Source organism: Marinithermofilum abyssi (assembly GCF_014641195.1).
Lineage (GTDB): Bacteria > Bacillota > Bacilli > Thermoactinomycetales > DSM-45169 > Marinithermofilum > Marinithermofilum abyssi.
Genome location: NZ_BMHQ01000003.1, coordinates 40,544 through 62,580, shown reverse-complemented (window position 1 = coordinate 62,580; position 22,037 = coordinate 40,544). Strand labels below are relative to the sequence as shown.

General features: G+C 52.0%; 27 protein-coding genes. 1 reads left to right on the top strand and 26 read right to left on the bottom strand.

Features of this window, described 5'->3' with window-relative positions; all coding sequences use genetic code 11:
• Positions 1 to 12: 12 nt before the first annotated feature.
• The 26 genes from ahrC to IEW70_RS04570 all read right to left on the bottom strand — a co-directional run bounded on the left by ahrC (position 13) and on the right by IEW70_RS04570 (position 20,563).
• A complete protein-coding gene (ahrC, locus tag IEW70_RS04695; RefSeq protein WP_188646782.1) occupies positions 13 to 459 on the bottom strand; it encodes a transcriptional regulator AhrC/ArgR in 447 nt (148 codons plus the stop codon).
• Entirely contained in the window at positions 456 to 1,340 is an 885-nt protein-coding gene (locus tag IEW70_RS04690; RefSeq protein ID WP_188646781.1) for an NAD(+)/NADH kinase, read from the bottom strand. The genes ahrC and IEW70_RS04690 overlap by 4 nt, the downstream gene beginning before the upstream one ends.
• 53 nt (positions 1,341 to 1,393) lie before the next feature.
• Positions 1,394 to 1,915, bottom strand: coding sequence for a hypothetical protein (locus IEW70_RS04685; RefSeq protein ID WP_188646780.1), 522 nt, complete (start codon positions 1,913 to 1,915; stop codon positions 1,394 to 1,396).
• A 55-nt stretch (positions 1,916 to 1,970) separates the two neighbouring features.
• Entirely contained in the window at positions 1,971 to 2,789 is an 819-nt protein-coding gene (locus IEW70_RS04680) for a TlyA family RNA methyltransferase (RefSeq protein ID WP_188646779.1), read from the bottom strand.
• Positions 2,790 to 2,801: 12 nt separating this feature from the next.
• Complete coding sequence (gene dxs, locus IEW70_RS04675) at positions 2,802 to 4,697, bottom strand: 1-deoxy-D-xylulose-5-phosphate synthase (RefSeq protein WP_188646778.1); 1,896 nt, start codon at positions 4,695 to 4,697, stop codon at positions 2,802 to 2,804.
• Positions 4,678 to 5,295 carry a hypothetical protein gene (locus tag IEW70_RS04670; RefSeq protein WP_188646777.1) on the bottom strand — a complete coding sequence of 206 codons (618 nt, stop codon included), beginning with the start codon at positions 5,293 to 5,295 and terminating at the stop codon, positions 4,678 to 4,680. The genes dxs and IEW70_RS04670 overlap by 20 nt, the downstream gene beginning before the upstream one ends.
• Positions 5,296 to 6,155: 860 nt before the next feature.
• Entirely contained in the window at positions 6,156 to 7,049 is an 894-nt protein-coding gene (locus IEW70_RS04665; protein WP_229751829.1) for a polyprenyl synthetase family protein, read from the bottom strand.
• A 2-nt stretch (positions 7,050 to 7,051) separates the two neighbouring features.
• Positions 7,052 to 7,321 carry an exodeoxyribonuclease VII small subunit gene (xseB, locus tag IEW70_RS04660; protein ID WP_308423127.1) on the bottom strand — a complete coding sequence of 90 codons (270 nt, stop codon included), beginning with the start codon at positions 7,319 to 7,321 and terminating at the stop codon, positions 7,052 to 7,054.
• Positions 7,299 to 8,675, bottom strand: coding sequence for an exodeoxyribonuclease VII large subunit (gene xseA, locus IEW70_RS04655; protein ID WP_188646775.1), 1,377 nt, complete (start codon positions 8,673 to 8,675; stop codon positions 7,299 to 7,301). The genes xseB and xseA overlap by 23 nt, the downstream gene beginning before the upstream one ends.
• 16 nt (positions 8,676 to 8,691) lie before the next feature.
• Entirely contained in the window at positions 8,692 to 9,552 is an 861-nt protein-coding gene (folD, locus tag IEW70_RS04650; RefSeq protein ID WP_188646774.1) for a bifunctional methylenetetrahydrofolate dehydrogenase/methenyltetrahydrofolate cyclohydrolase FolD, read from the bottom strand.
• Between the two features lie 98 nt (positions 9,553 to 9,650).
• Positions 9,651 to 10,616 carry a Kae1-like domain-containing protein gene (locus tag IEW70_RS04645; RefSeq protein ID WP_188646773.1) on the bottom strand — a complete coding sequence of 322 codons (966 nt, stop codon included), beginning with the start codon at positions 10,614 to 10,616 and terminating at the stop codon, positions 9,651 to 9,653.
• The gene (gene nusB / locus IEW70_RS04640) at positions 10,613 to 11,056 is read right to left on the bottom strand and encodes a transcription antitermination factor NusB (protein WP_188646772.1); all 444 of its coding nucleotides are present in this window, start codon (positions 11,054 to 11,056) and stop codon (positions 10,613 to 10,615) included. Before nusB ends, IEW70_RS04645 begins: the two co-directional genes overlap by 4 nt.
• Before the next feature lie 45 nt (positions 11,057 to 11,101).
• Positions 11,102 to 11,323: a DUF2273 domain-containing protein gene (locus tag IEW70_RS04635; RefSeq protein WP_188646771.1), complete on the bottom strand. Its 222-nt coding sequence runs from the start codon at positions 11,321 to 11,323 to the stop codon at positions 11,102 to 11,104.
• Between the two features lie 11 nt (positions 11,324 to 11,334).
• On the bottom strand, positions 11,335 to 11,898 hold the full coding sequence (gene amaP / locus IEW70_RS04630; RefSeq protein ID WP_188646770.1) for an alkaline shock response membrane anchor protein AmaP: 564 nt from the start codon (positions 11,896 to 11,898) through the stop codon (positions 11,335 to 11,337).
• Positions 11,899 to 11,930: 32 nt separating this feature from the next.
• Complete coding sequence (locus IEW70_RS04625) at positions 11,931 to 12,332, bottom strand: Asp23/Gls24 family envelope stress response protein (protein WP_188646769.1); 402 nt, start codon at positions 12,330 to 12,332, stop codon at positions 11,931 to 11,933.
• A 2-nt stretch (positions 12,333 to 12,334) separates the two neighbouring features.
• The gene (gene accC / locus IEW70_RS04620) at positions 12,335 to 13,687 is read right to left on the bottom strand and encodes an acetyl-CoA carboxylase biotin carboxylase subunit (RefSeq protein ID WP_188646768.1); all 1,353 of its coding nucleotides are present in this window, start codon (positions 13,685 to 13,687) and stop codon (positions 12,335 to 12,337) included.
• Between the two features lie 21 nt (positions 13,688 to 13,708).
• Positions 13,709 to 14,212: an acetyl-CoA carboxylase biotin carboxyl carrier protein gene (gene accB / locus IEW70_RS04615; protein ID WP_188647058.1), complete on the bottom strand. Its 504-nt coding sequence runs from the start codon at positions 14,210 to 14,212 to the stop codon at positions 13,709 to 13,711.
• 512 nt (positions 14,213 to 14,724) lie between these two features.
• Positions 14,725 to 15,282, bottom strand: a complete 558-nt coding sequence (locus tag IEW70_RS04610) for a SpoIIIAH-like family protein (protein ID WP_188646767.1) — start codon at positions 15,280 to 15,282, stop codon at positions 14,725 to 14,727.
• 12 nt (positions 15,283 to 15,294) lie between these two features.
• On the bottom strand, positions 15,295 to 15,930 hold the full coding sequence (spoIIIAG, locus tag IEW70_RS04605) for a stage III sporulation protein AG (protein WP_188646766.1): 636 nt from the start codon (positions 15,928 to 15,930) through the stop codon (positions 15,295 to 15,297).
• 12 nt (positions 15,931 to 15,942) lie between these two features.
• Positions 15,943 to 16,599, bottom strand: a complete 657-nt coding sequence (gene spoIIIAF / locus IEW70_RS04600; RefSeq protein WP_188646765.1) for a stage III sporulation protein AF — start codon at positions 16,597 to 16,599, stop codon at positions 15,943 to 15,945.
• A 10-nt stretch (positions 16,600 to 16,609) separates the two neighbouring features.
• Positions 16,610 to 17,794, bottom strand: a complete 1,185-nt coding sequence (spoIIIAE, locus tag IEW70_RS04595) for a stage III sporulation protein AE (protein ID WP_188646764.1) — start codon at positions 17,792 to 17,794, stop codon at positions 16,610 to 16,612.
• A gap of 11 nt (positions 17,795 to 17,805) precedes the next feature.
• Positions 17,806 to 18,195 carry a stage III sporulation protein AD gene (gene spoIIIAD, locus IEW70_RS04590; RefSeq protein WP_188646763.1) on the bottom strand — a complete coding sequence of 130 codons (390 nt, stop codon included), beginning with the start codon at positions 18,193 to 18,195 and terminating at the stop codon, positions 17,806 to 17,808.
• Positions 18,196 to 18,212: 17 nt separating this feature from the next.
• Positions 18,213 to 18,419 (bottom strand): stage III sporulation protein AC, encoded by a 207-nt coding sequence (gene spoIIIAC, locus IEW70_RS04585; RefSeq protein WP_188646762.1) that lies wholly within the window; start codon positions 18,417 to 18,419, stop codon positions 18,213 to 18,215.
• Positions 18,420 to 18,448: 29 nt separating this feature from the next.
• Positions 18,449 to 18,967, bottom strand: coding sequence for a stage III sporulation protein SpoIIIAB (gene spoIIIAB, locus IEW70_RS04580; protein WP_188646761.1), 519 nt, complete (start codon positions 18,965 to 18,967; stop codon positions 18,449 to 18,451).
• Positions 18,961 to 19,923, bottom strand: a complete 963-nt coding sequence (spoIIIAA, locus tag IEW70_RS04575; RefSeq protein WP_188646760.1) for a stage III sporulation protein AA — start codon at positions 19,921 to 19,923, stop codon at positions 18,961 to 18,963. The genes spoIIIAB and spoIIIAA overlap by 7 nt, the downstream gene beginning before the upstream one ends.
• Before the next feature lie 157 nt (positions 19,924 to 20,080).
• Positions 20,081 to 20,563 (bottom strand): CD1247 N-terminal domain-containing protein, encoded by a 483-nt coding sequence (locus IEW70_RS04570; RefSeq protein WP_188646759.1) that lies wholly within the window; start codon positions 20,561 to 20,563, stop codon positions 20,081 to 20,083.
• A gap of 138 nt (positions 20,564 to 20,701) precedes the next feature.
• On the opposite strand from IEW70_RS04570, the gene IEW70_RS04565 reads away from it, so the two are divergent.
• The gene (locus IEW70_RS04565; RefSeq protein WP_229751828.1) at positions 20,702 to 21,976 is read left to right on the top strand and encodes an MFS transporter; all 1,275 of its coding nucleotides are present in this window, start codon (positions 20,702 to 20,704) and stop codon (positions 21,974 to 21,976) included.
• Positions 21,977 to 22,037: the final 61 nt, after the last annotated feature.

Below are 22,037 nucleotides of genomic sequence, written 5' to 3'. Positions count from 1 at the left end.
GGTCATCCACTCCTACAACATGTCGATGAATCGGTCAACGAGGTCCGGTACCTTTTGACGATCCCGACAAATCAGCAAAATCGTGTCATCCCCGGCGATCGTCCCCAATATCTCCGGCCAATCCAAATTGTCGAGCAGTACGGCGATGGCATGGGCATTGCCCGGCATCGTTTTCATCACAATCATGTTATCACTGTGATCGATGCCGATAAAAGCTTCCGACATGAGACGCTTCAATTTTTGCATGGGATTAAATCGATTGTCGGCAGGCAGAGAATATTTGTAACGCCCGCTGTTTGTCGGCACTTTAACCAGATGAAGTTCCTTGATATCCCGGGAAACGGTGGCCTGGGTCACGTTATACCCTGCCTTTTTCAATTCTTCTACCAGTTCTTCCTGGGTTTCAATCTCCTTGTTTGTAATAATCTCACGTATTTTGATATGTCGTTGCGCTTTCATCTCTTGCCCTCCAAACCTGACCCTTCTTCTTGCTCTCCTTGCAATTTCCTGCGTACCACTTCAAAAAAGGATCGCTCTTTCCACTTGATCAGAGAAGTGATACAGGGTGAAGTACGCACCCGGATCACATCATCCACTTCCAACCGATAGCCCAGCTGGCCGTCGATGGTTAAACCGATATCCTGGTGGGTGGCACTTACTTTGATCTCTAGCAAACAGTCGGTTGGCAGTACCATCGGGCGGGCAGTCAGCGTATGTGGACAGATGGGGGTCAGCAGCAAAGAGTTGACGCCCGGCCAGACAATCGGCCCCCCGCATGAAAGAGAGTAGGCTGTGGAACCCGTGGGGGTGGATACAATCACCCCGTCACCGGAATAGGTCCCGAGATACATACCGTCCATATAGACGGTGCTGGTAATCATGCGGCTGAAGGAACCTTTGGCAATCCCCACATCATTCAAAGCGATGCTTGTGTCGCGAACCTCCCCATCCCGTACAACCTCTGCATCCAGCATAATCCGTTTTTCTATGTAATAATCCCCGGCCAGCACCCGGTCCACTGCGCTTGCCAGACTGTCCGGTTCCGCTTCGGATAAAAAACCCAAATGGCCCAGGTTAAAACCCAAGATTGGAACACGATAAGCGGCAAACTTGCGGGCAACACCCAACAGGGTCCCGTCTCCTCCCAACACAAAAGCGATATCTGCACGTACCGGCAGCTCCTCTTCCGAAGCCCCCAGCTCCGGTCGACCGATTTCACGTGCGACATCCATCTCCAGCAACACGCCGGCGTTTCGCTGTTCCAGCAGCCGGACCAGTTCCCGCGTGACAATGAATGCTTTCGGCTTTCCCCTGTTAATTAAAATTCCGATGGTCGTCAATGATTCCACCTCGTTGATCTATCCAGTGGTTTTTAGGATGTGCGACGAGCAGTTTATTTGATCAACGCAGCAATCAACGCCCCCAACCCCAACATCATGAGATGAGTGACGAACCAACGCCGCCGCGGCGTACGAAAATGCACCTTTTCCACATCAAAAACAATCCGTTTCACTGTGTTGCTCATTGGATCCACATAGAGAATTCCCGCACAGGGAAAAGCCAAAAAGTGTCCCAAAAATTGATCCCGCAGCGCCGACCCGGACAAGCGAAGCGGCTTCCTCGCTTTGGCCACGATGACACAGTAATAATCCGTGCCCAGCTTGGCGATATAATCGACGAATAATCGGCTGTCATACCGATCTTCCCCCACACGAACGGAAATGGGCAGACGTTGCTTGGACGCCACTACATCATAGCCTTCCCCTTCAAGCAGCCGGGGGATTTCTCCGGAGATACTCCCCTGCTCTTCCATCGGAATCGCCGGATAGGCATGTTTGGGCGACAGCTGCCGAGCCATTAGGTACAAAAACAATCCCACCAGCAGGAAAAGGACAATGATATCACCATCATGCAACAATGGGACCTCCCCCTTTTCCTACTAATTCGGATTGTTTTTGGAAAAATCCTGTTTAGACTCCGTTTTGTTCCCGGTGAGCGGCTTTAACGACGGAGGCAATGCAGACTTCCTGTGATAACGAAGCTTCGCTGTCGGGATTCCAAGACAAGCACGCCAAAAATTCAATATTGCCTTCGGACCCGGTGATGGGGGAAGGGGAAATCCCTTTTACACCGTACCCTTCCGCTAGCGCCATTTGCACAAAATCCCTCAGCACTTGCTCATGAATCGCCGGATCTCTGACCACTCCTTTTTTGCCTACCTGATCCCGACCCGCTTCAAACTGCGGCTTTACCAAAGCGACTACTTGGGACTTTGGCTGAAGCATTGTTTTTAGCACCGGCAAAATGAGGCGCAAAGAGATAAAAGAAACATCGATGGTAGCAAAATCGGGTAGCTCACCGGGCAAGTCCTCCGGCTTCATATACCGGAAGTTGGTTCTCTCCATCACGACCACCCGTTCATCCTGCCGCAGTTTCCAAGCCAGCTGACCGTATCCGACGTCCACAGCGTATACCTTGCGGGCACCGTTTTGAAGGGCACAGTCGGTAAAGCCTCCCGTGGATGCCCCAATATCGATTACCGTGCATCCTTCCAATGAAAGATGGAATACCTGTAATGCCTTTTCCAGCTTCAGGCCGCCCCGGCTAACATAAGGATGCACTTGACCCGTGACGGTAATTCGTGCCGTCTCGGAAACTTTCGTTCCGGGCTTATCCACCCGTTCTTCATCCACCCGAACCAACCCCGCCATAATCGCGCGTTGCGCTTGCTGACGACTCTCAAAATGCCCCTGTTTTACCAGCAATACATCCAGACGTTCTTTTTTCACAGAAAAGACTCCTCACGCCCGTTGCTGCAGCCGAGGCATCAGATCGCGGGCGGTCAGAACAATATTGTCCACGGTCAGGCCCACTTCTCTGCGCTGATCGTCCACACTGCCGTGTTCAACGAAATAGTCCGGCACACCCAATGTTTTGACCGTCATACCAGTCATTTCATTGTCAGCATAATATTCGAGTACAGCGCTGCCCAAGCCGCCGATGGCAGATCCTTCTTCTATCACAATCACGGGCATCCGCTCACGGTACAGCTGATCCAACAATTCCCCGTCCAACGGCTTGGCAAAACGGGCGTTGATCACACGGGCACTGACCCCGTCCTGGGCCAGCTGTTCCGCCGCTTGCATCGCGAGAGGAACCATATTGCCGAAAGCAAACAACGCCACGTCACGTCCTTGCCTTAGGACTTCTCCTTTTCCGATGGGGAGTTCTTGCAGTTCTTCATCCAGAGCGACGCCTAAACCGGCTCCACGGGGAAACCGAACGGCAATGGGGCCGTCATCATATTTGTAAGCCGTGTACAGCATGTGCTGGAATTCATTTTCGTCCTTCGGCATCATGATAGTCATGTTGGGAATGCACCGCATAAAGGCAATATCGTACACGCCCTGGTGAGTTTCGCCGTCTGCACCCACAAAACCGGCGCGATCCACGGCCACCACAACGTTCAGGTTTTGCCGGGCGATATCGTGGATCAATTGATCATATCCCCGTTGCAAAAAGGTAGAATAGATCGCCAATACCGGTTTCAATCCTTGAGTAGCCAATCCGGCCGCAAACGTCGCCGCATGCTGCTCGGCGATCCCTACATCGTAACAACGATCCGGAAAGCGGGCTTTAAACTCGTTCATCCCCGAACCACCCAACATCGCCGGAGTGATTCCTACAACCCTCTCATCTTCTTGGGCCAAACGGATCAGGGTATTGCCGAAAACCTTGGGGTACTTGATCGGGCCGCCGAGGGGTTTCTTTTGAAGCTTTCCGGCTTCCAATTTGTAGTTTTTCCCAACGCCGTGGTATACTTCCGCATCTTTTTCCGCAGGTTCATAGCCTTTCCCTTTTACGGTAACCACATGAACCAGCACCGGCCCTTTGGTTTTGTCCGCCTGCCGCAGGCACTCCATCAGTTCACTCAAATTGTGTCCGTTGACAGGGCCCAAATAGGTAAAACCAAGGCTTTCGAACAATACGCCGGACACAACCAGGAACTTCAGGCTGTCCTTGATTCGTTCCGCGGTTTTGGCGAACGACTCGCCTACCGTAGGAATCTTTTTCAGCAGAAATTCTACTTCTTCTTTAATCTTGTGATAGTGTTTGTGCGTGCGCAGCTTGCCCAGATAATTGTGCAGGGCACCCACATTGGGAGAAATGGACATTTCGTTGTCATTCAAAATCACAATCATGTCCCGTTTCTCTTCGCCGATGTGATTCAGCGCTTCCAAGGCCATGCCGCCCGTGAGCGCTCCGTCACCAATCACCGGGATGACACGGTTCTTTTTTCCTTGGATATCCCGGGCCACCGCCATACCCATAGCCGCGGACAAAGAAGTACTGCTGTGACCGGTTTCCCATACATCGTGTTCACTTTCGGACATTTTGGGGAATCCGCACAAACCTTTGTACTGGCGCAATGTGGGGAACAAGTGCCGACGGCCGGTCAACAATTTGTGTACATAGGCTTGGTGACCGACATCCCACAGGATTTTGTCTTCAGGACTGTCGAATAAATAATGAAGCGCCAGCGTCAATTCCACAACTCCCAGGTTGGAAGCCAGATGGCCACCTGTCACCTGCAGGCTCTCGATTAGGAATTTACGTATTTCTTCCGCAAGGCGGGGAAGTTCTTTTACCGGAATCCGCTTCAGTTTTTCAGGCGAATCAATCTGTTCGAGGTGCACGAAGAACGCCTCGCTTTCGTTTTTTCTTCTTATTTTTTACATCAAACAATCGGATATGAAATTTCTCTTCTATAATATAAAACAATCTTCCCATCTGAAACACGATACTATTGGCATACCGGATGGAGGCGGCCTTTCCAAGGGCTTTGCCCCCGACGGTCAGCGCAGAAATCAGGCCCATGATCACCATTTCAAATAGCCATTGATCCTGTGTTCGCTGCATGGATACCATCAGCGCTGTTGCAACGGCGAATCCGGCAGCCCCGCTGACAATGCCACTGATATCTCCGACCACATCATTACAAAAGTTAGCAAATTGGTCGGCTCGTCGAATGATCGCAATGGCGTGGCGCGCTCCAGCCACCTTTTTGGCTGCCATGGCGTGAAAAGGCTCTTCCCGGGCGGCAGTAGCAGCGATGCCCAGCATGTCAAAAAAAACCCCCAGAAGGATGATCAGAAGTACGACCACCATTCCGCCGCTCCATGGGACGCCCCGCAGAAAAGACGTGGATGTCACCGTGAGCATCATGGACAGAACAGCGGTAATCAAGCTGATCGTCACCGCCCACCGAACCGATTGTTTTAATAGTTCACCCATGTGTCGATCCAAACTCCTTCAAAATCCGCCATCATGAGAAAATGCCGGGCCGCTTGCGGCGGGCCGGCATTTTTCTCCCGGCTTGACCGGCTGATTGAAACAGGCCGGACTGCCAACGGCCGATCGAAGTGTATAAAAGAAGGATAAGTACGGATAAACTGAGGAGTGGTAACTGTCCGGGTAAATATTGCGGCTTAGGTCCAGTAGGTTTTCCCAAAAAGGTCTCCCCATCGTTGCCGATGAGGCGGTTTCCCTTTATAACCTTTTTCGGCGTTGTCGCCAAGCGCCGGACTGGATTGCCACTTAGTCCGCACTTCAATCCCCGGACAGCCTTGCCAAAGCAAACAGTCTAGGAGTTTTCCTCAACAGCCCGTTCCCGTCTCCCTAGCCTCTTTTGCAGTGCTGCTTTCAACGACGGAAGCTTGTCGTATCCCCGCAACACCACTCAAGGCAGGCTACGCTGCATACAGGTTCGCCGTTCCCACATGCAGGTTCATCCCCCAAGCCGTCGTCTGCCGTACGGTGACGTCAGACCACGTACTTGGGCCTCCGCGGAAGGAGGGTCCACGCCCGCATGCCCTTGCGGATCGCCCTCCAACCTTAACTCCCAGCATCAACCCCCGACTGGGCGTCGGAAGCCAACACCAAGAACTTCATCGATGTGCCCTTTGGCGGATTTTTAGCCCCGCCTTCAGGAGAGGCGGACTGACTAGAATACTGCACCACTCCTGCATTGAGGTCATTATATCACAATGCGGTTTCAAGCGACAACGAAGGGGAATCGCAGAAGCGCGCCTCCCCATCGTAACCGCGAAAACGGCGAAGACGGGCTTACCGGTCAGCCTCATCTTCGCCGTTGTTCATTGCTCCCGCGTAACCAGGAAATCCGCGATCTGAATCAATCGTTCCGCCCAAATTCCTTCATGTAAGACAAGTTCTTTCGCCTCAGCGGCCAATCGCTTTACCCAACGTCGGGACTCTTCCAGCCCCAACAGGGCCGGATAGGTGGATTTATGCTTTTCTTCATCGCTTCCGACCGGCTTGCCCAACTTATCCTTGTCGCCGACAATATCCAAAATATCATCTTGAATCTGGAAGGCCAGCCCCAACCGCTCGGCATATTTTGTCAATGCGGACAGCTGATCCGGTTGAGCGTTGGCAACCAGAGCACCCATGCGAACGGACAAGGTGAGGAGATCACCGGTTTTCGAACGGTGGATGCTCTGCAGCTCTTCCAGGGTGAGCTGTTGGTTTTCACCCAGGATATCCTTCACTTGGCCGCCCACCATTCCTTCCGCTCCGGCACGGATGGAGGCCTCCTCGATCAGAGAAAGGGCCGAATCTGCACTCATACCTGCTTCTTTGGCAGCCGAGGCCATGATCCCGAAGGCTTTCGTCAACAGTGCGTCCCCTGCCAAGATGGCCATGGCATCACCAAAAACTTTATGGTTGGTAAGGCGGCCCCTGCGGTAATCATCATTGTCCATAGCGGGGAGATCGTCATGGATCAGCGAATACGTATGAATCATTTCAACCGCGCAGGCAAAAGGAAGCGCTTGTTTTTCATCCCCGCCCAACGCTTCAGAGGTTGCCAACACCAAGAGCGGCCGCAATCGTTTTCCCCCGGCCAACAAGGAATAGGACATGGATTCCCGCAAGCGGTCGGGAACTTCGGACATCTCTTCCATAAGAGACCGCAGCGCTTGCTGTATCAACGCGCCTTTATTTTCAAAATAGGCTTGCAATGTTTCCACCGTTATTCCGAATCCTCCTCGGGTTGAAAAGGCTTTTTCACCCATTCCCCATTTTCCTGTACCAACATCTCCATCTGCTGTTCCACTTTGTCCAGTTTCTCTCCACAGATGCGGGACAGCCTCATCCCTTCTTCATACAGCTGAATGGCTTCTTCCAGTGAAACATCACCGTTCTCCAACCGGTCGACCACTTCTTCCAGGCGTTCCATTGCCTGTTCAAAAGGGAGTTTTTCCAGATGCTCCCACCTATTATTCCGATCGGTTTCGCTCATAGCGACCCTCCTCTTTTCCCCATACTTGGCACTTGAACTGTCCATCCTTCAGGCGGATGCGAAGGAGATCCCCCGGCTGCACCTGATTCACCGAGGTAACCAAACGACGTTCATGGTAACGGTAGACCAGAGAATACCCCCGCCGCATTACCTGAAGCGGATTTAAAGCCTCCAACCGGTCCAAAGCACGCAGCCACCGCGTTTGATACTCCTTTAAAGTCTGGAACATCCCTCCTTGGCAGTTTTTTCGCAGCTGAACCAACTGCTCTTTTAAAGCAGCCGCCTTTTTCGAGGGACATTGTGATTGTAACCGGTACCGTGAACGGTCCAATCGGCTGCGATAAGGAACCAACTGTATCCGCAATGCCTGTTGCAACTGTTGCTGCAATTGATCCAGACGTTGTTCCTCCTGTTCCAGTCGGACGTACGGCTTCCGCAGCACCGGTCGTTCCCGCAAACGGCGCAAGGTTTCTCTCGTCCTGTCCACTTGAAGCTTAACAGCCCGGTTTAATCTTGTTCTCAAAGCATTCAACCGTTCATAAAGTTCGTCCATGCGCGGTGCAACCAGCTCCGCAGCCGCAGTTGGAGTGGCCGCACGAACATCGGCTACAAAATCGGAAATCGTGGTATCTGTCTCATGGCCCACTGCGGAAACGACGGGGATGCTGGAATCGAAAATACTGCGGGCCACCACTTCTTCGTTAAAAGCCCATAATTCTTCCAAGGACCCGCCGCCCCTGCCGACAATAATCACGTCCACCTGTTGGCGGTTCATACGGTACAAGGCATCCGCAATGGCGACCGGAGCCTCTTCCCCTTGCACCGGAACCGGATGGAGCAATATGTCCACCATCGGAGAGCGGCGACGAATCGTCGTGATAATATCACGAACGGCAGCACCGCTGGAAGAAGTGATGATTCCGACGCGCTGCGGAAAAAACGGCAAAGCTTTTTTATGAACAGGAGAAAAAAGGCCTTCTTCATCCAATCGTTCTTTCAGCTGTTGAAAAGCTACATACAGCCCCCCGATTCCGTTAGGCTGCATCTGGGTGACATAGAGCTGTACCTGACCGTCCCGTTCATAAACACCTACGCGCCCTCTTACCAAAACATCGTCCCCGTCTTTGGGGAGAAATTTCAGCCGGCGGTTGTTCCCTGCGAACATCACTGCCCGCATCCGAGAGTGTTCATCCTTCAAGGTAAAATACATGTGACCGCGGGCGTGATGGCGGAAGTTGGAGATTTCCCCCTGAACCCAGACCGTATTCAATCCTTCGTCTTGATCGATGACACCGCTCAGATAGGCTACCAGATCCGTGATCGACCAAATCTCTTGTTCCCTTCCCTGCGACATCACGCCCACCACCTGTTTAAGAATCCAAAGCCGCTTTGGCTGCCTCCACGGTATTATACAATAACATAGCAATCGTCATAGGACCGACTCCCCCGGGAACGGGCGTAATATGGGAAGCCACTTCCCGAACTTCCTCAAACATCACGTCCCCCGCCAGCTTTCCTTCCGGCGACCGGTTCATGCCGACATCGATCACAACGGCACCTGGACGGACATGATCCCGCGTGATTAACCCGTATTTACCCACAGCAGCGACCAGGATATCCGCCTGTCGCGTAAAGTAAGCCAAATCCTTCGTGCGGGAATGACACATCGTCACCGTGGCATTCTCTTTTTGCAACAGCAGCGACACCGGCTTTCCGACGATGTTGCTGCGGCCCACGACCACGGCATGCTTCCCGGCAATTTCAATATGGCTCCGCTTCAACATCTGCAGGATGCCATGGGGCGTACAAGGCAGAAAAGCCCCTTTTAAACCTGTGGCCAACTTGCCCATATTGATGGGGTGAAAGCCGTCCACATCTTTTTTTGGACGGATGCGGGCAATCACTTTTTCCTCGGAAATCTGCCGGGGAAGCGGAAGTTGAACCAAAATCCCGTGTACGGTCTCGTCCTGGTTCAACCGGTCTATTTCGGCAAGCAGGGTGTCTTCCTCCGTCTCTTCCGGCAACCGGATCAGGTCGGAACGGATACCCACTTCCTCACATGCCCGGATTTTTCCACGAACATAGGTTTCCGAAGCCATGTTATTGCCTACCAGGACGACAGTAAGTCCCGGTGTCACACCACGGATGGCAATCGTTGCCACCTCGGATTTCAGTTCCTGTCTCAACTCGGCTGCGATTTGCTTTCCGTCAATCAGCTTTCCTTGTGCCAACTGGGTATCCCCTTTCCAATCGTGTTAATGGATTTGCCCCCAGTTTACTCCTTGCTTCCGCTGGTGTAAAGGAATACCGAACGATGTTTACTGATCCGTTATAAAACGTTCGATTTTTTCAGCCCTAAGGAGGCTACCCCATAAGCGTTGTCTCCCGAAAACCGGGGATCGGCAAAATGTAGCGATGCTCCCACTGCAGGATGCTCCAATCGGCTGCGCAACCGTTCACGAATCAACCGATTGGCTGCAACCCCGCCAACGATCAAAACCTGTTTGGGGAGGCGGTTCTCCCAAGCATGCAAGAGCAACTTCTCCAATGTATTGGCAATACACCGAAATGCTGCAAACGCTATCGCTTCTTTGGATGCTTCCCGGCGTTCCCACATACGCAACAGGTGTGTTGCCGGACCGGAAAAAGAACATTGCAGCCCTTGAACCGATGAAGGCACCGTCACTTTTTCACTGCCGTCCGCTTGGAGAGCGATATTCTCCAGTTCACGTCCGGCAGGAAAAGAAAGTCCCATGGAGACACCGAGCCGATCTACCAACTGTCCCGCATTCAAGTCCTTTGTACCTCCCAACAGTTCCACACGATAACCGTCAGGCAAGGGATCCACCCGCAGAACCTCCGTCGTCCCTCCGGAGAGGTGTACGGCCAAGAACGAGCCATCCGTCATCGGCCGATCCGCTGTTTTTACACCTGCTTCAATATGCCCCTCCTGATGGGTGGTAAAAAAACAGGGGGCCCCCCAGGCATGAGCCAAAGACGTGCCCCATCCGGTTCCCACCTGAAATACCGGCATATACGAACCTTCCACCGGCCGGGGTGTCCGGCTGACACAAACCCCACCGATGTGTATACCGTTTAAATCCACTGACTCAAACAACAGAGGCAGATTGCGCACATGCTGAAAAACAGCAGCAGACTGCTGCAATCCCTTTTCCCCTTCAGCAACACTCAACCATTGGCGCCGATCCGCCAACCGGTTACCCTCCATATCTATAAGACAAAGGGAAGTGCAATAATTGCTCGTATCAATCCCCAGGATGGCAGTACGGCTCATGCGTCCTCACCGGCAAAGGATTTGCGGATGGTTTCCATCTCCTTCACCATACTGGCCAGTACACCATTAATGAATTTCCTCGACTCCTCAGTACTGAACGTTTTGGCTAGATCGACCGCCTCATTCAAAGTGACACCGTAGGGAATCTCCTCCTCAAACACCAGCTCAACCAATGCCATCCGCAAAATGATCCGGTCCAGGGAAGGAAGGCGCGAGATCGTCCAGTCATTGCGAAGATACCCCTGGATAACTTCATCCAATTTTTCCTGATGGCGAATGACACCTTCGGTCAAACGTTTGAAAAAAGAGAGATCATCCGGGGAAACCTGCGGCTTTAGTTCATCGGCTTCTTTGGCCACCACTCGTTCCCGCATGCCGGGATTCATCTCATATTGGTATAAGGTTTGCAGCGCCTTTTCCCTGACTAACCTTCGGGCCATCGATCATCCACCTCCAAAAAAAACACCCAGCCTTTCCGGCCGGGACTATGATTTTCGAAACCATTTATCCGGAAAAATGTTTTCCAGCACTTCACCGACGTCATCCCGACGATCCATGCGATGTCCAATCCAAAAGCCGACTCCGACAAACAACCCAAACACCATCGTTTTCCAAAAACCGACGATTAGATAAATCAGGCCCAAGACAAAACCGACTACTGTTCCAACAACCCGTCCACGGTGGGTCTCCCAAAGGCGATCCAGCATGTCCGAACACCTCATTCCACACGTACCCGGGAACGGTTAGGCTGAACAGTGTCTGCTATGTATACAGAGATCTGATTGACATCCACCCCTGCAACTTCTTCTAAATAATGCTTCACCGTTTCTTGCAATTGTTCGGACAGGGTTTGGATAGGAGTTTCTCCATCTACCGTCAATTTTAACCCTATTCCAACGGAGGAATTGCTCCCGTCATGACGGACCCGGGCCGTCAAGTCCCGAATCCCTTTGACTCGACGGGCAGCTTTTACCGACAAGTTCTCCAGTGTTTTCAATGAAATCCGAATATGACCAAATTCTGTCAGTCGATCGACGCCGGGATCTTCCTGTCGCCGACGGATCACCCCAAACAACGACTGCAAACTGGCCACCAGCACCAAGGTGCTGATCAGGGCCAGGCTCCATTGGGCGCCGGAATCGCGATAATATTGATGCAGTAGGTCGGTAAGCACCGCTTCGTTTCCAACCCCCGCATTCAGACCCATCATTATGCCCGCGATTGAAAAGGCGCCCACGGCCAAGCTGAACACCGTCAGGTAGACCCGATTCATCATCCCCATCCCGCTGCCTCCCCCATCCGGTTTCTATATTTTTATTTTAAGCGCTGATTGTCCCCTTCTTCATCGGCTTTATTGCGAATTTTCACTTCCACAACACGGACAATTACATCGGAAACAGGCAAACCGGTCATGGTTTCTACCGCTTCTTTCACTCTCACCTGCACTTCCCGTCCTACTTCCGGAATCTTCTTGCCGTATTCCACGATGATGGAGACGACGATTTTCGTGTCCTCTTCCAGTTCAACCCGGATGCCTTGTTTGGGATTTTTGCGGCCGAGGAACTGGGTGATGTCACTGACAACCCCCCCGCTGGTTCCCAAAACACCATCCACTTGCAGAGCAGCCAGTCCGGCGATAATCTGCAACACCTCGGGGGCAATCTCAATTTTCCCGAGATCCGTCACTTGCGGTTCCGTATGCGGTTGATCAGCCATGCTTATTCCTCCTCGTCCAGGTTGGTGTTTTCCAAGAATTGAATATGGAAATTTCCTTCAGCAAAATGGCGGTTGTTCAGCAGCTTCATATGAAATGGGATCGTCGTGCTGACACCGTCAATGGCGAACTCCGCCAAAGCCCGCTTCATTCGGCTGATCGCCTCCGGCCGATCCTTGCCCCACACGATCAGTTTGGCAATCATGGAATCATAAAAAGGAGGAATCTTGTATCCCTGATAAGCAGCGCTGTCCACACGGACACCCGTTCCTCCCGGCGGAAGGTAAAACTGAATTTTCCCCGGCGTCGGCATAAATTTGCGGTCCGGGTCTTCTGCATTGATACGGCATTCGATGGACCAGCCGTCGATTTGAACATCGTCCTGGGAAACGGACAAGGGTTCGCCGGCGGCCACCATGATCTGTTCTTTCACTAAGTCGATTCCGGTTACCAGCTCGGTTACCGGATGTTCCACTTGGATACGAGTATTCATCTCCATGAAATAGAAGTTGCCTTCCTTATCCAGCAGGAATTCCACGGTACCCGCGCCGGAGTAGTTGACCGCTTCCGCAGCAGCGACTGCCGCCTGTCCCATCCGCTCCCGCAGATCCGCATCCAAAGCGGGCGACGGCGCTTCCTCGATCAGCTTTTGGTATCTGCGCTGGATGGAGCAATCCCGTTCACCCAGGTGAATCGTATTACCGTGTTTATCCGCCAAGACCTGAATCTCAATATGACGGGGCTCGACCAAATATTTCTCCAGATACACACCGGGATTTCCGAAATTGGCTTCCGCTTCCTGCTGCGCCATGTTGATGGCCCGCTTCAACTCCTCTTCGCTGTGCACCACGCGCATCCCTTTTCCACCACCGCCGGCAGTCGCCTTGACAATCACCGGATATCCGATGTCCCGGGCCGTTTCCACCGCTTTGTCGATGTCTTCAATGACTCCTTCGGTTCCGGGGACCACAGGAACTCCCGCAGCCTTCATCGTATCCCGGGCGGTTGTCTTGTCCCCCATTTTGGTGATAGCTTCCGGATCAGGTCCGATAAAGGTAATGTTGCAGGCTGCACATAGCTCCGCAAAATCGGCATTTTCCGCCAAAAATCCATACCCCGGATGGATCGCATCTGCCTCAACCAAGGTGGCAACACTCATCAGGTTGGTCATGTTCAAATAGCTTTCCCTGGAAGAGGCCGGTCCGATACAGTACGCTTCATCTGCCAACTTGACATGCAAAGCGTCTCGATCCGCTTCGGAATAGACGGCCACCGTGAAAATACCCAATTCCCGGCAGGCCCGAATGACACGGACCGCGATCTCTCCCCGGTTGGCCACCAATACTTTATTAAACATCCGCTTCCTCTCCTCCAAAAACTATTCAGGCTTGACCAAGAACAGCGGTTGACCGTATTCCACCAGCTGTCCATTTTCCACCAATACTTTTACGATTTCACCGCGGACTTCCGCTTCGATTTCGTTCATCAGCTTCATGGCTTCCACGATGCAAACGACGGTTTTTTCATCCACACGATCCCCGGGTTGCACATAAGGATCCGCATCCGGTGCCGGAGCCCGATAAAAAGTTCCCACCATCGGAGAAACAATTTTGTGATATCGGCTGTCATCCTCTTCCGCTTCTCCTTGAGCCGGTGCGACAGCCTCAGCTTTCGCCGACGGTTGCGGTGCAGGCTGAGCCGCTGGTGCTGGCTGTGGTTCCTGAGGCGCTTGAACAGAAGCAGGGGCCGCAGTCGGAGCCATTACTTCCGCTTGACCCGACAGTCCTTTCTTGATCACCACTTTGGCACCGTCATTTTCCAGTTCAAATTCCTCGATTTGAGACTCATCCACCAAACGAATCAATTCTCGAAGCTCGTGCATTTTCAAGGGCACAGTCTATCCCTCCAAATAATCGCGATATTCTATCGGACGAGGTGGGTCCGTTTCCCCATCCCTTCTTTGTATACCCTGGATGGCGCATTCCTCTTCCGATGTTTCCGGTGAACTTTTTGTACCGTTCAATATTATCGCAAGTCCACCCTCGTCTCAAGCAAAAAGAAATATGTAGGCGGAAACGGGCGCTTTTTCCCGGTCTATGTCCATTGTACGATTCCGCCCCTTCTGAATCAATCTCCCGCATCCCGTGGATCCTTCCCACAAAGGTTTGTCCATGAAGAAATTCTTTGTTGCTTTCCGAAACTACCCCGGTGAAAATCCTTGATCCCGAAACCATTTATACAATGGCAGAGGAAAACCTCAGCGCCTCGGCCCGTATTTCATGGAACACGACCTGATGTGGCGGGTGAGCCCAAACACATATGTACCATTTGAAAAAAGAGCTAAACCTAATCCGGGCTTGCCTCTCTGGCAAGCCCGGACATGAAAAACCGCCCTTACGGACGGTATGCGATGGAAATGCGGTTGGCCGGAACATCCATCTGCCGCTTAACCATGCTTAACAGTTTCACCACCTGAGAGCGGCTCAATTTGTCACTTTGCACGATCACGTCTACATTCTTATCAGTGTTAATAACGACAGCATCGCGAAATCCTTCCGCCCGAATCAGGTCCTCCATCACCGATTCGGATTTATCCACTTTCATCAATTCGTCGATCTTGGCTTGGGCTTCTTTCAGCTTTTCTTTGGAAGCCTCGGGATCCGTCAAGATCTTCATGTAGTCTTCCGTCATCTTGGAACGGAGAGTGCTCCGTTGCAACTGATAGCCCACGAAGTAGTCACTGTCGGATTCTTTCGCCGTTTTTTTGACTTCATCCTTTTCTGCCTTCCCCGACTCTTTCGTCTTCACTTCAATCTGCCCATCGTCCACTTTTTCTTTGGATACCATCTGATCCGCCGGCTCCACCGGCCCTGTCACGATGTAATAGGCGGACAGTACCACCATCAGGGTCAGCATCGTCACCAGCCAAACCGTCTGTTTATTCATGTTCATTTCAATCCCTCCTTAGCCTTTGGGCAACACTGAAATCCGGTGAATAGGTACATCCAGCACCCGTTGTACGGCATCAATGATTGCCGCTTTAATTTTCAAGTTTTCAGCACCTTTGGCCACGACTAGGACTCCGCGAATACGAGGCTTCAATTTTTTGACCACTATCGGTTGATCCCCGTTTCCGTTCCGCCGCAACACCACCTTTTCGTCCTGGGTATGCTCATGAATCTTGCGGTTTCCACCTCGGGTATCCGCTTCATCGGTCACTTGTTCCGTATCCCGGGTATCTTTTTCAACCACGGTCTCCTCTGAGGAATCCAGATTGACCATCACTTTCACATCATCCACCCCGACTATATTGTTCAATACTTCCGATAACTGCGTTTCGTACAACTCTTCATAATCCCGCATGGTCATGTCACCCTTCTCTTTCTTCCAGCCAGCGGAGGGGGTTACTTGTGTCTCAGGCTCTTGTGTCGTATCCTGTGGCAGCGCCTCTTCTTGGACGGAAAAGAAAGAAGAGAGAATCATCAAAGCCAATCCCAAACAACCCACGATGATGAGCCAGCGAAACGTTTTGACTTTTCTTCCTTTTTGATTGCCGCCGCCCATCGCTTCTTCCAACCGGTTCAACAGCCAATTCAGCATCGGATCCCCTCCCTACGACACACCCTCAACAGTTACGCGAACCTGTCGGGGTTCCACTTTCCACGATTCGGATAGAAACCGGGTGATGCGGTCCCGCCAGCGCCTCTCTTCCGGGGTGGCAGCCTTTTTCTTCTCATTGGGTTCCTCGGACATCCCGGGCTGTATGCGAACCAGATCTATTCTCTCCACCGGTTTCATCGCGGTGCGATCCTTTGGCGGGGGTTCCGGCCGGATCTTGATTCGAAGTTGGCGTATGGCCGGACTTTTACCTTTCTCCCCTGTGTTGGTTACCACTTGGGCCTCCATCACCTCCACATCGAACTCCTTCTCCACCGATTGTCGGATCGTTTTTTCCAATTGGGATTCCACCTGATCCTTCACCCATTGATCCTGTTGCTGCTGCAATTCCTTGCCCTGTTGCCGGATGGTCTCCACGGAAGTCAAATCTCCCCGAATTTCCTTCGGTTGTTGAAATGCCAGGGATGTCAGGTCGAAATCGTGTTTAATTATCTGGAAGATGGGAGACAAGATCGCCAAGACGATCAATAGACCCATCACCAGTTTCACGTACCGCTCCATCGCATTGTTGGGAAGAAGCAAGTCCATGAAGGTGGCGATCAGGACAAGCAGCACAATTTGCTTTAACCATTCACTCAACCATTGGATCAAAGGGAATCACCTACCGTATCATGACCGAGATATTGCCGGCTGCGACAATAATGGTGATGGCGAGGAAAAACATCAATCCAACCGTGGCCATCGCCGCGAATACATAGATCAGGGTTTTGGATATGATTTCAAGACATTCGACAATGGGGCTGTTACCCAACGGTTGCATCACCGCCGCTGAAAAGCTATAGATGAACGCCAGAGAAAGAATCTTTAAGGCAGGAAATGCGCTGATGAAAAGCAGGATAACGACTCCCGCCAACCCCACCGCGTTTTTTACCAGCAAGGAGGCGCCTACCACTGTATCAGCCGCATCGGAAAACATGTGTCCCACTACAGGAACGAAGTTGCCGGCCACATATTTTGCCGTTCGGATCGTCACACCGTCCGTCACCGCTGCCGTTGCGCCCTGAACCGAGATAATGCCCAGAAAGATGGTAAGTAGACTGCCGATGAGCCCGATACTGATTCTTCTAAGCAGGTTGGCCAGCTGATTCACTTTGTATTTGTCGGAAAGGCAGCTGACGATGCTCAATACCGCTGACAGAAACAGGAGCGGAAAAACAACGGTGTAGATCAAGGTGCCGATGGCGTGAATCATGAACACGATTAACGGGTGGAACATCCCGACGGAACCGAAGTTTCCCATCGAGGCCAAGAGTGTCATTACCAGCGGAACAAGCGCCAACATAAAGTGAATCATGCGGCTGATGGCCATCTTGGCCGAATCCACTGCCACCGAAAAACTGTTCAGAGCCAGGATAATAATTACGAGAAACGCGATGGCATAAGCAATTTTGCTGACTTGGTTGCGCTCAAAAGCGGTTTGCAGCGTTTGCAGAATCATACTTAGTACGGTAAGAACGATAATGGTACCCAAGAGCTTGCCGTTGTACAACACTTCATTGAAGAGATACCGGATCATCCCCTCAAAGATCTCTCCCCACCGGATCCCTTTCCCCTGAAGAATCAGATCGAAGATGTCCGGCGGCTGACGATCGGGCAGGAATTGGCTGTATTCCCGGCTTAATTCCTCCCAGTAGGATTTCACTTCGTCTGTTTGCAAATGATCCAATTGGGTCCGGATTACTTTCTCCTCCAAGGAATTCTCAACCGCATGAGCGTCTTCCGAGACAGAACTCCATCCAAAGAGGAAAAAAAGGCAAGCTAGAAGCCCCCGCATCCATGCCGCCATCTAAACCATCCTCACGCAGGGAGTATTTGCACAATCGTTTCAATGATGACTGTGATGATGGGAATCGCCATCACCATGATCAGAATCTTGCCGGCCAGCTCGATCTTGGAAGCGATGGACCCTTGTCCTGCATCGCGGGTGACCTGCGCCCCAAACTCGGCGATATAGGCGATGCCGATGATTTTGAGTATCGTTTCCAAAAACATCGTGTTCACTTTCGCCTGATCCGCCAGTCTGGTCAACACGCCGACCACATCGGAGATTTTGCCGACCAGACTTAAAAAGATGATCACCCCCGTCACCGTAGCGAGCAAAAATGCGAAAACCGGCTTTTGTTCCTTCACCACCAGAATCAGAAAGGTGGCGACCAACCCTAGCCCCACCACCTGGATAATGTCCAAGTGGACCGCCCCCCTTCTCAGGAACTGAAGAGGAACACGTTTTTAATGGTTTGGAACAGATCCTCTACATAGACCACCACCATGAACAGGACTACTACAAAACCGATTAATGTCACCCAATGGGCGTAGTCTTCTTTTCCCATCTGTTTCAGCACCGTGTGCAACATAGCCACAATGATCCCGATTCCCGCGATTTGAAATATGGCGTCCACATTATACGGCATCGGTATCCCTCACTTCCCCGCAACGGTATTCAGTACATCAGAAGAACGATCAAAGCGCCTCCAAGAATCCCCAGACTTTTGCACATTTTTTCGTAACGGCTTTGTTCATCTCTTGCCTGAGCCTCTTCCACCTGCAGGTTGGCTTGCACTCGGGCCAAGTGCTGCAGTTGATCCTCCCGATCGGAAACCCCCAACGTTTTACCGAAGTCCAACAAAATCTCTCTTTCGGAACTCTGCATGCTCGTCTGGGGCCACACCTCTTCCACTGCTAGCTCCCAGCAACTAAAGGTGGAAATGCCGTCCCGGTTTCGAAGGTGTTCACTGCATCGATGGAACAATTCCCGGACCGGTCCTTTTTCCCGTGAAGCAATCTGCTCACACACATCATCCAAACGCCGCGCTCCATACGTAATCTCCGTTTCCAACAGCGACAGGGCATGACGCACCTGACGGATTTGGCGCGGCCGGTCTGCAAAGTGTCGGGCAGTCCGAAATCCGGCACTGGTGGTGGATCCCAGAATCAGTATCGCTCCAAGCAGCTTCAGCATCCCACTTTCACCTGCCTTCGAACCGGTGTCAGCCGCTGGTCATACACGTCTTCCACCGTTCCCGGACCCTTCCTCCGACTTAATACAATGATCCTGGTAAAGATGCCTTCTTGAATCAATTGAGATAAAATCGGGCGGCGGCACACTTCTTCCAGGTTGCGTCCATGAGCGGTGGTGAAAAGATGCACTCCGGCATAAACCGCTTCATGAATCGCATCACTGTCTTCCTTGCGTCCGATCTCATCCACCACGAGAATGTCGGGGGACATGGATCGGATCATCATCATCATCCCTTCCGCTTTGGGGCAGCCGTCCATCACATCCGTACGGGAACCCACATCCAACTGAGGCACGCCATCCACACAGCCGGCAATCTCCGAACGTTCGTCTACCAAGCCTATTTTTCGGCCGGGGATACCCGGCAGTCCCGTGCTGGCCATACGGGCCAAATCACGCAACAAGGTGGTTTTTCCGCATTGCGGCGGAGAGACGATCAACACGTTTTCCACCCGGTCTTTTTTTAAAACCAAGGAAGTAATCCCTCTCGCCACTCCTTTGACCTGGCGGGCAATCCGCACGTTAAAACCGGTGATTTCCCTGAGATGTTTCACCCTACCGTTTTCCACTACGACTTTTCCAGCCAGACCGATTCGATGGCCTCCTTCCAGCGTGACATAGCCTCTGCGAAGCTCTTCTTCAAGTGCATACAGGGAATGGTGGCTTACCAGGTTCAACATTTTTTTGCAATCTTCCCTATCCGGAACAAAAGCGCTGGCGGGGTCTGGGGTCCATCTTCCCGATTGGCTGATAAATCCAGCCCGGTCAGCTGTGATCAATTCCAAAGGGCGACCCTGCCGCACCCGTATTTCCTCCAGCCTGTCACGGATCTCAGTGGACAGACTTTCCACTCGTTGGCGAATGGACAGAGGAAGCACGGCTTTTACTTGCGACCACACATCGCAACCTCCTGTCCAACGTGGATTTACCCCATATTTATGGCCACCGGTCTATCAATATGACCAAGCCCGGCAAAAAAGAAGGGAGATTCGAAACTTGTGTGGACAAGCATTCCAAAATAAAAAACTGCCCAGTTGGGCAGCCAAAAAGGAACTCTCAATGACGGGAAGCTTCATCACCGACAGTGTCCGCTTTGGATTCAGGAGCTTCCCATTGTTTCGCTTCGACAGCTCCCCCCTCTCCGTTGGTCCCCAACAGGACGCCTTGACATTCCGGACACAGAATCTCTGTCACTCCATCATCCAGCATATCCTCCTCATCAACCAGCACGGAGGAACGACAATGCGGACATTCCATCTCCCAATATCCGACATCCTCGTCTTCCTCGTCAAACTCCCCCATCTCTTCATCATCGTAAATCAGGAGTTCCAACTCGTTCAGATCTTCATCCACAGCTTCCACATATTCTTCCAATTCATTCAAACGTACTTCCAGATGTTGATTCTGTTCCGTCAGTTGATCGATCACATCCAGCAGCCGCAAAACCAGCTGCCCTTCTCCCTTGCGAGCCAGATCCGGACTCCCTTCCGCCATTCCTCTAATATAGGCCAGGTCCCTGCGCAATTGATCTAATTCCATGATTTCGCTTCCTTTCCTTAAGTTCTCCCACATAGTGTCGCCACAGGAGGAGGAACAAATACCCGGAAGCCGCAGCGATAAGAACGAGCGGATTGGGCAGGATAAACAAAGTGACCAATTGAAGAAGAGGTGAATTCATTGACTCCATCCGAGAAACAATCCTCCCAACAGAACACGGGAATTCTTGTCATTGTTACCTTGAGTACCGTTCCGTTGATTATGGTCTTGGGCAACTCGATGTTAATTCCTGTATTACCGACGATCCAGTCTTCCCTGCACATATCCCAACTGCAGGTCAGCCTGTTGATCACTCTGTTTTCCATTCCCGCAGGGGTGGTCATTCCATTGGCAGGCATCCTTTCCGACCGGTTTGGGCGGAAAAAAGTGATCGCCCCCGCATTGTTGTTGTACGGAGCAGGGGGGGTGATCTCCGGATTGTCGGCTCTTTGGACAGGCGGCGGTTATTGGCTGATGTTAACCGGGCGCATTTTGCAAGGGATCGGAGCTGCTGGAACAGCCCCCATTGCCATGGCTTTGGTCAGCGATTTGTATAAAAAAGACGAACGCAGCAGGGCTTTGGGAATCATCGAAGCAGCCAACGGAATGGGGAAAGTGGTCAGCCCGATTCTGGGTTCACTCATCGCCCTTCTCTCCTGGGTCGCCATCTTTTTTGCTTTTCCCGTACTATGTATTCCTGCAGCGTTGGCTGTCTGGTTTCTCATCAAGGAACCCAAACAGGAAAAGGAACCCCCTCCATTATCCCAATATCGGGATCAGCTGTTAAAAACATGGAAACGGCAAGGAAGATGGCTGCTGGTGGCATTTTTAGCCGGAGCACTTACCTTGTTCATTTTGTTCGGGGTGCTGTTTTACCTGTCCGACTTTCTGGAAAAACGGTATGGTTTGGACGGTGTTCTCAAAGGATTGGTGCTGGCGATTCCCCTGCTGGCCATGAGTTCGGTTTCCTATTGGGCGGGCAGCCACATTGATCAGAAAACCCGGTTGATGAAACGGCTGATCATCATCGGCTTGCTCGCCATCGCAGCCGGGATGGGTATCGTTCCCTTTGTCACCAACACGTATCTGCTCATCGGATTGCTGGTGTTAATCGGTATTGGAAGCGGCCTGATCCTACCCTGTTTAAACACCATGATCACTTCTGCCGTCGCTTCAGAAGAGCGGGGGATTGTCACCTCTTTGTACGGTAGTGTACGTTTTTTGGGTGTTGCTTTGGGACCGCCGACTTTCGGGGCTTTATCCGCGATGAAAACCGGGTTATTTTTGGGAAACGCTGCCGCTGCCGGATTGACAGCTTTACTAGCTTTATGGTTTATTCGACAGCCGGAACGGCTGCGAGGAAAGGGCGGTCAAAGCCGTATTCTAATTCGGAAGAACCGGTTGCGGCAGGTGTGATCATTTAGGCGGGAACCCGTATCGCTTTCCTTGCATACCATAGGATCAATGATCCCAAGGA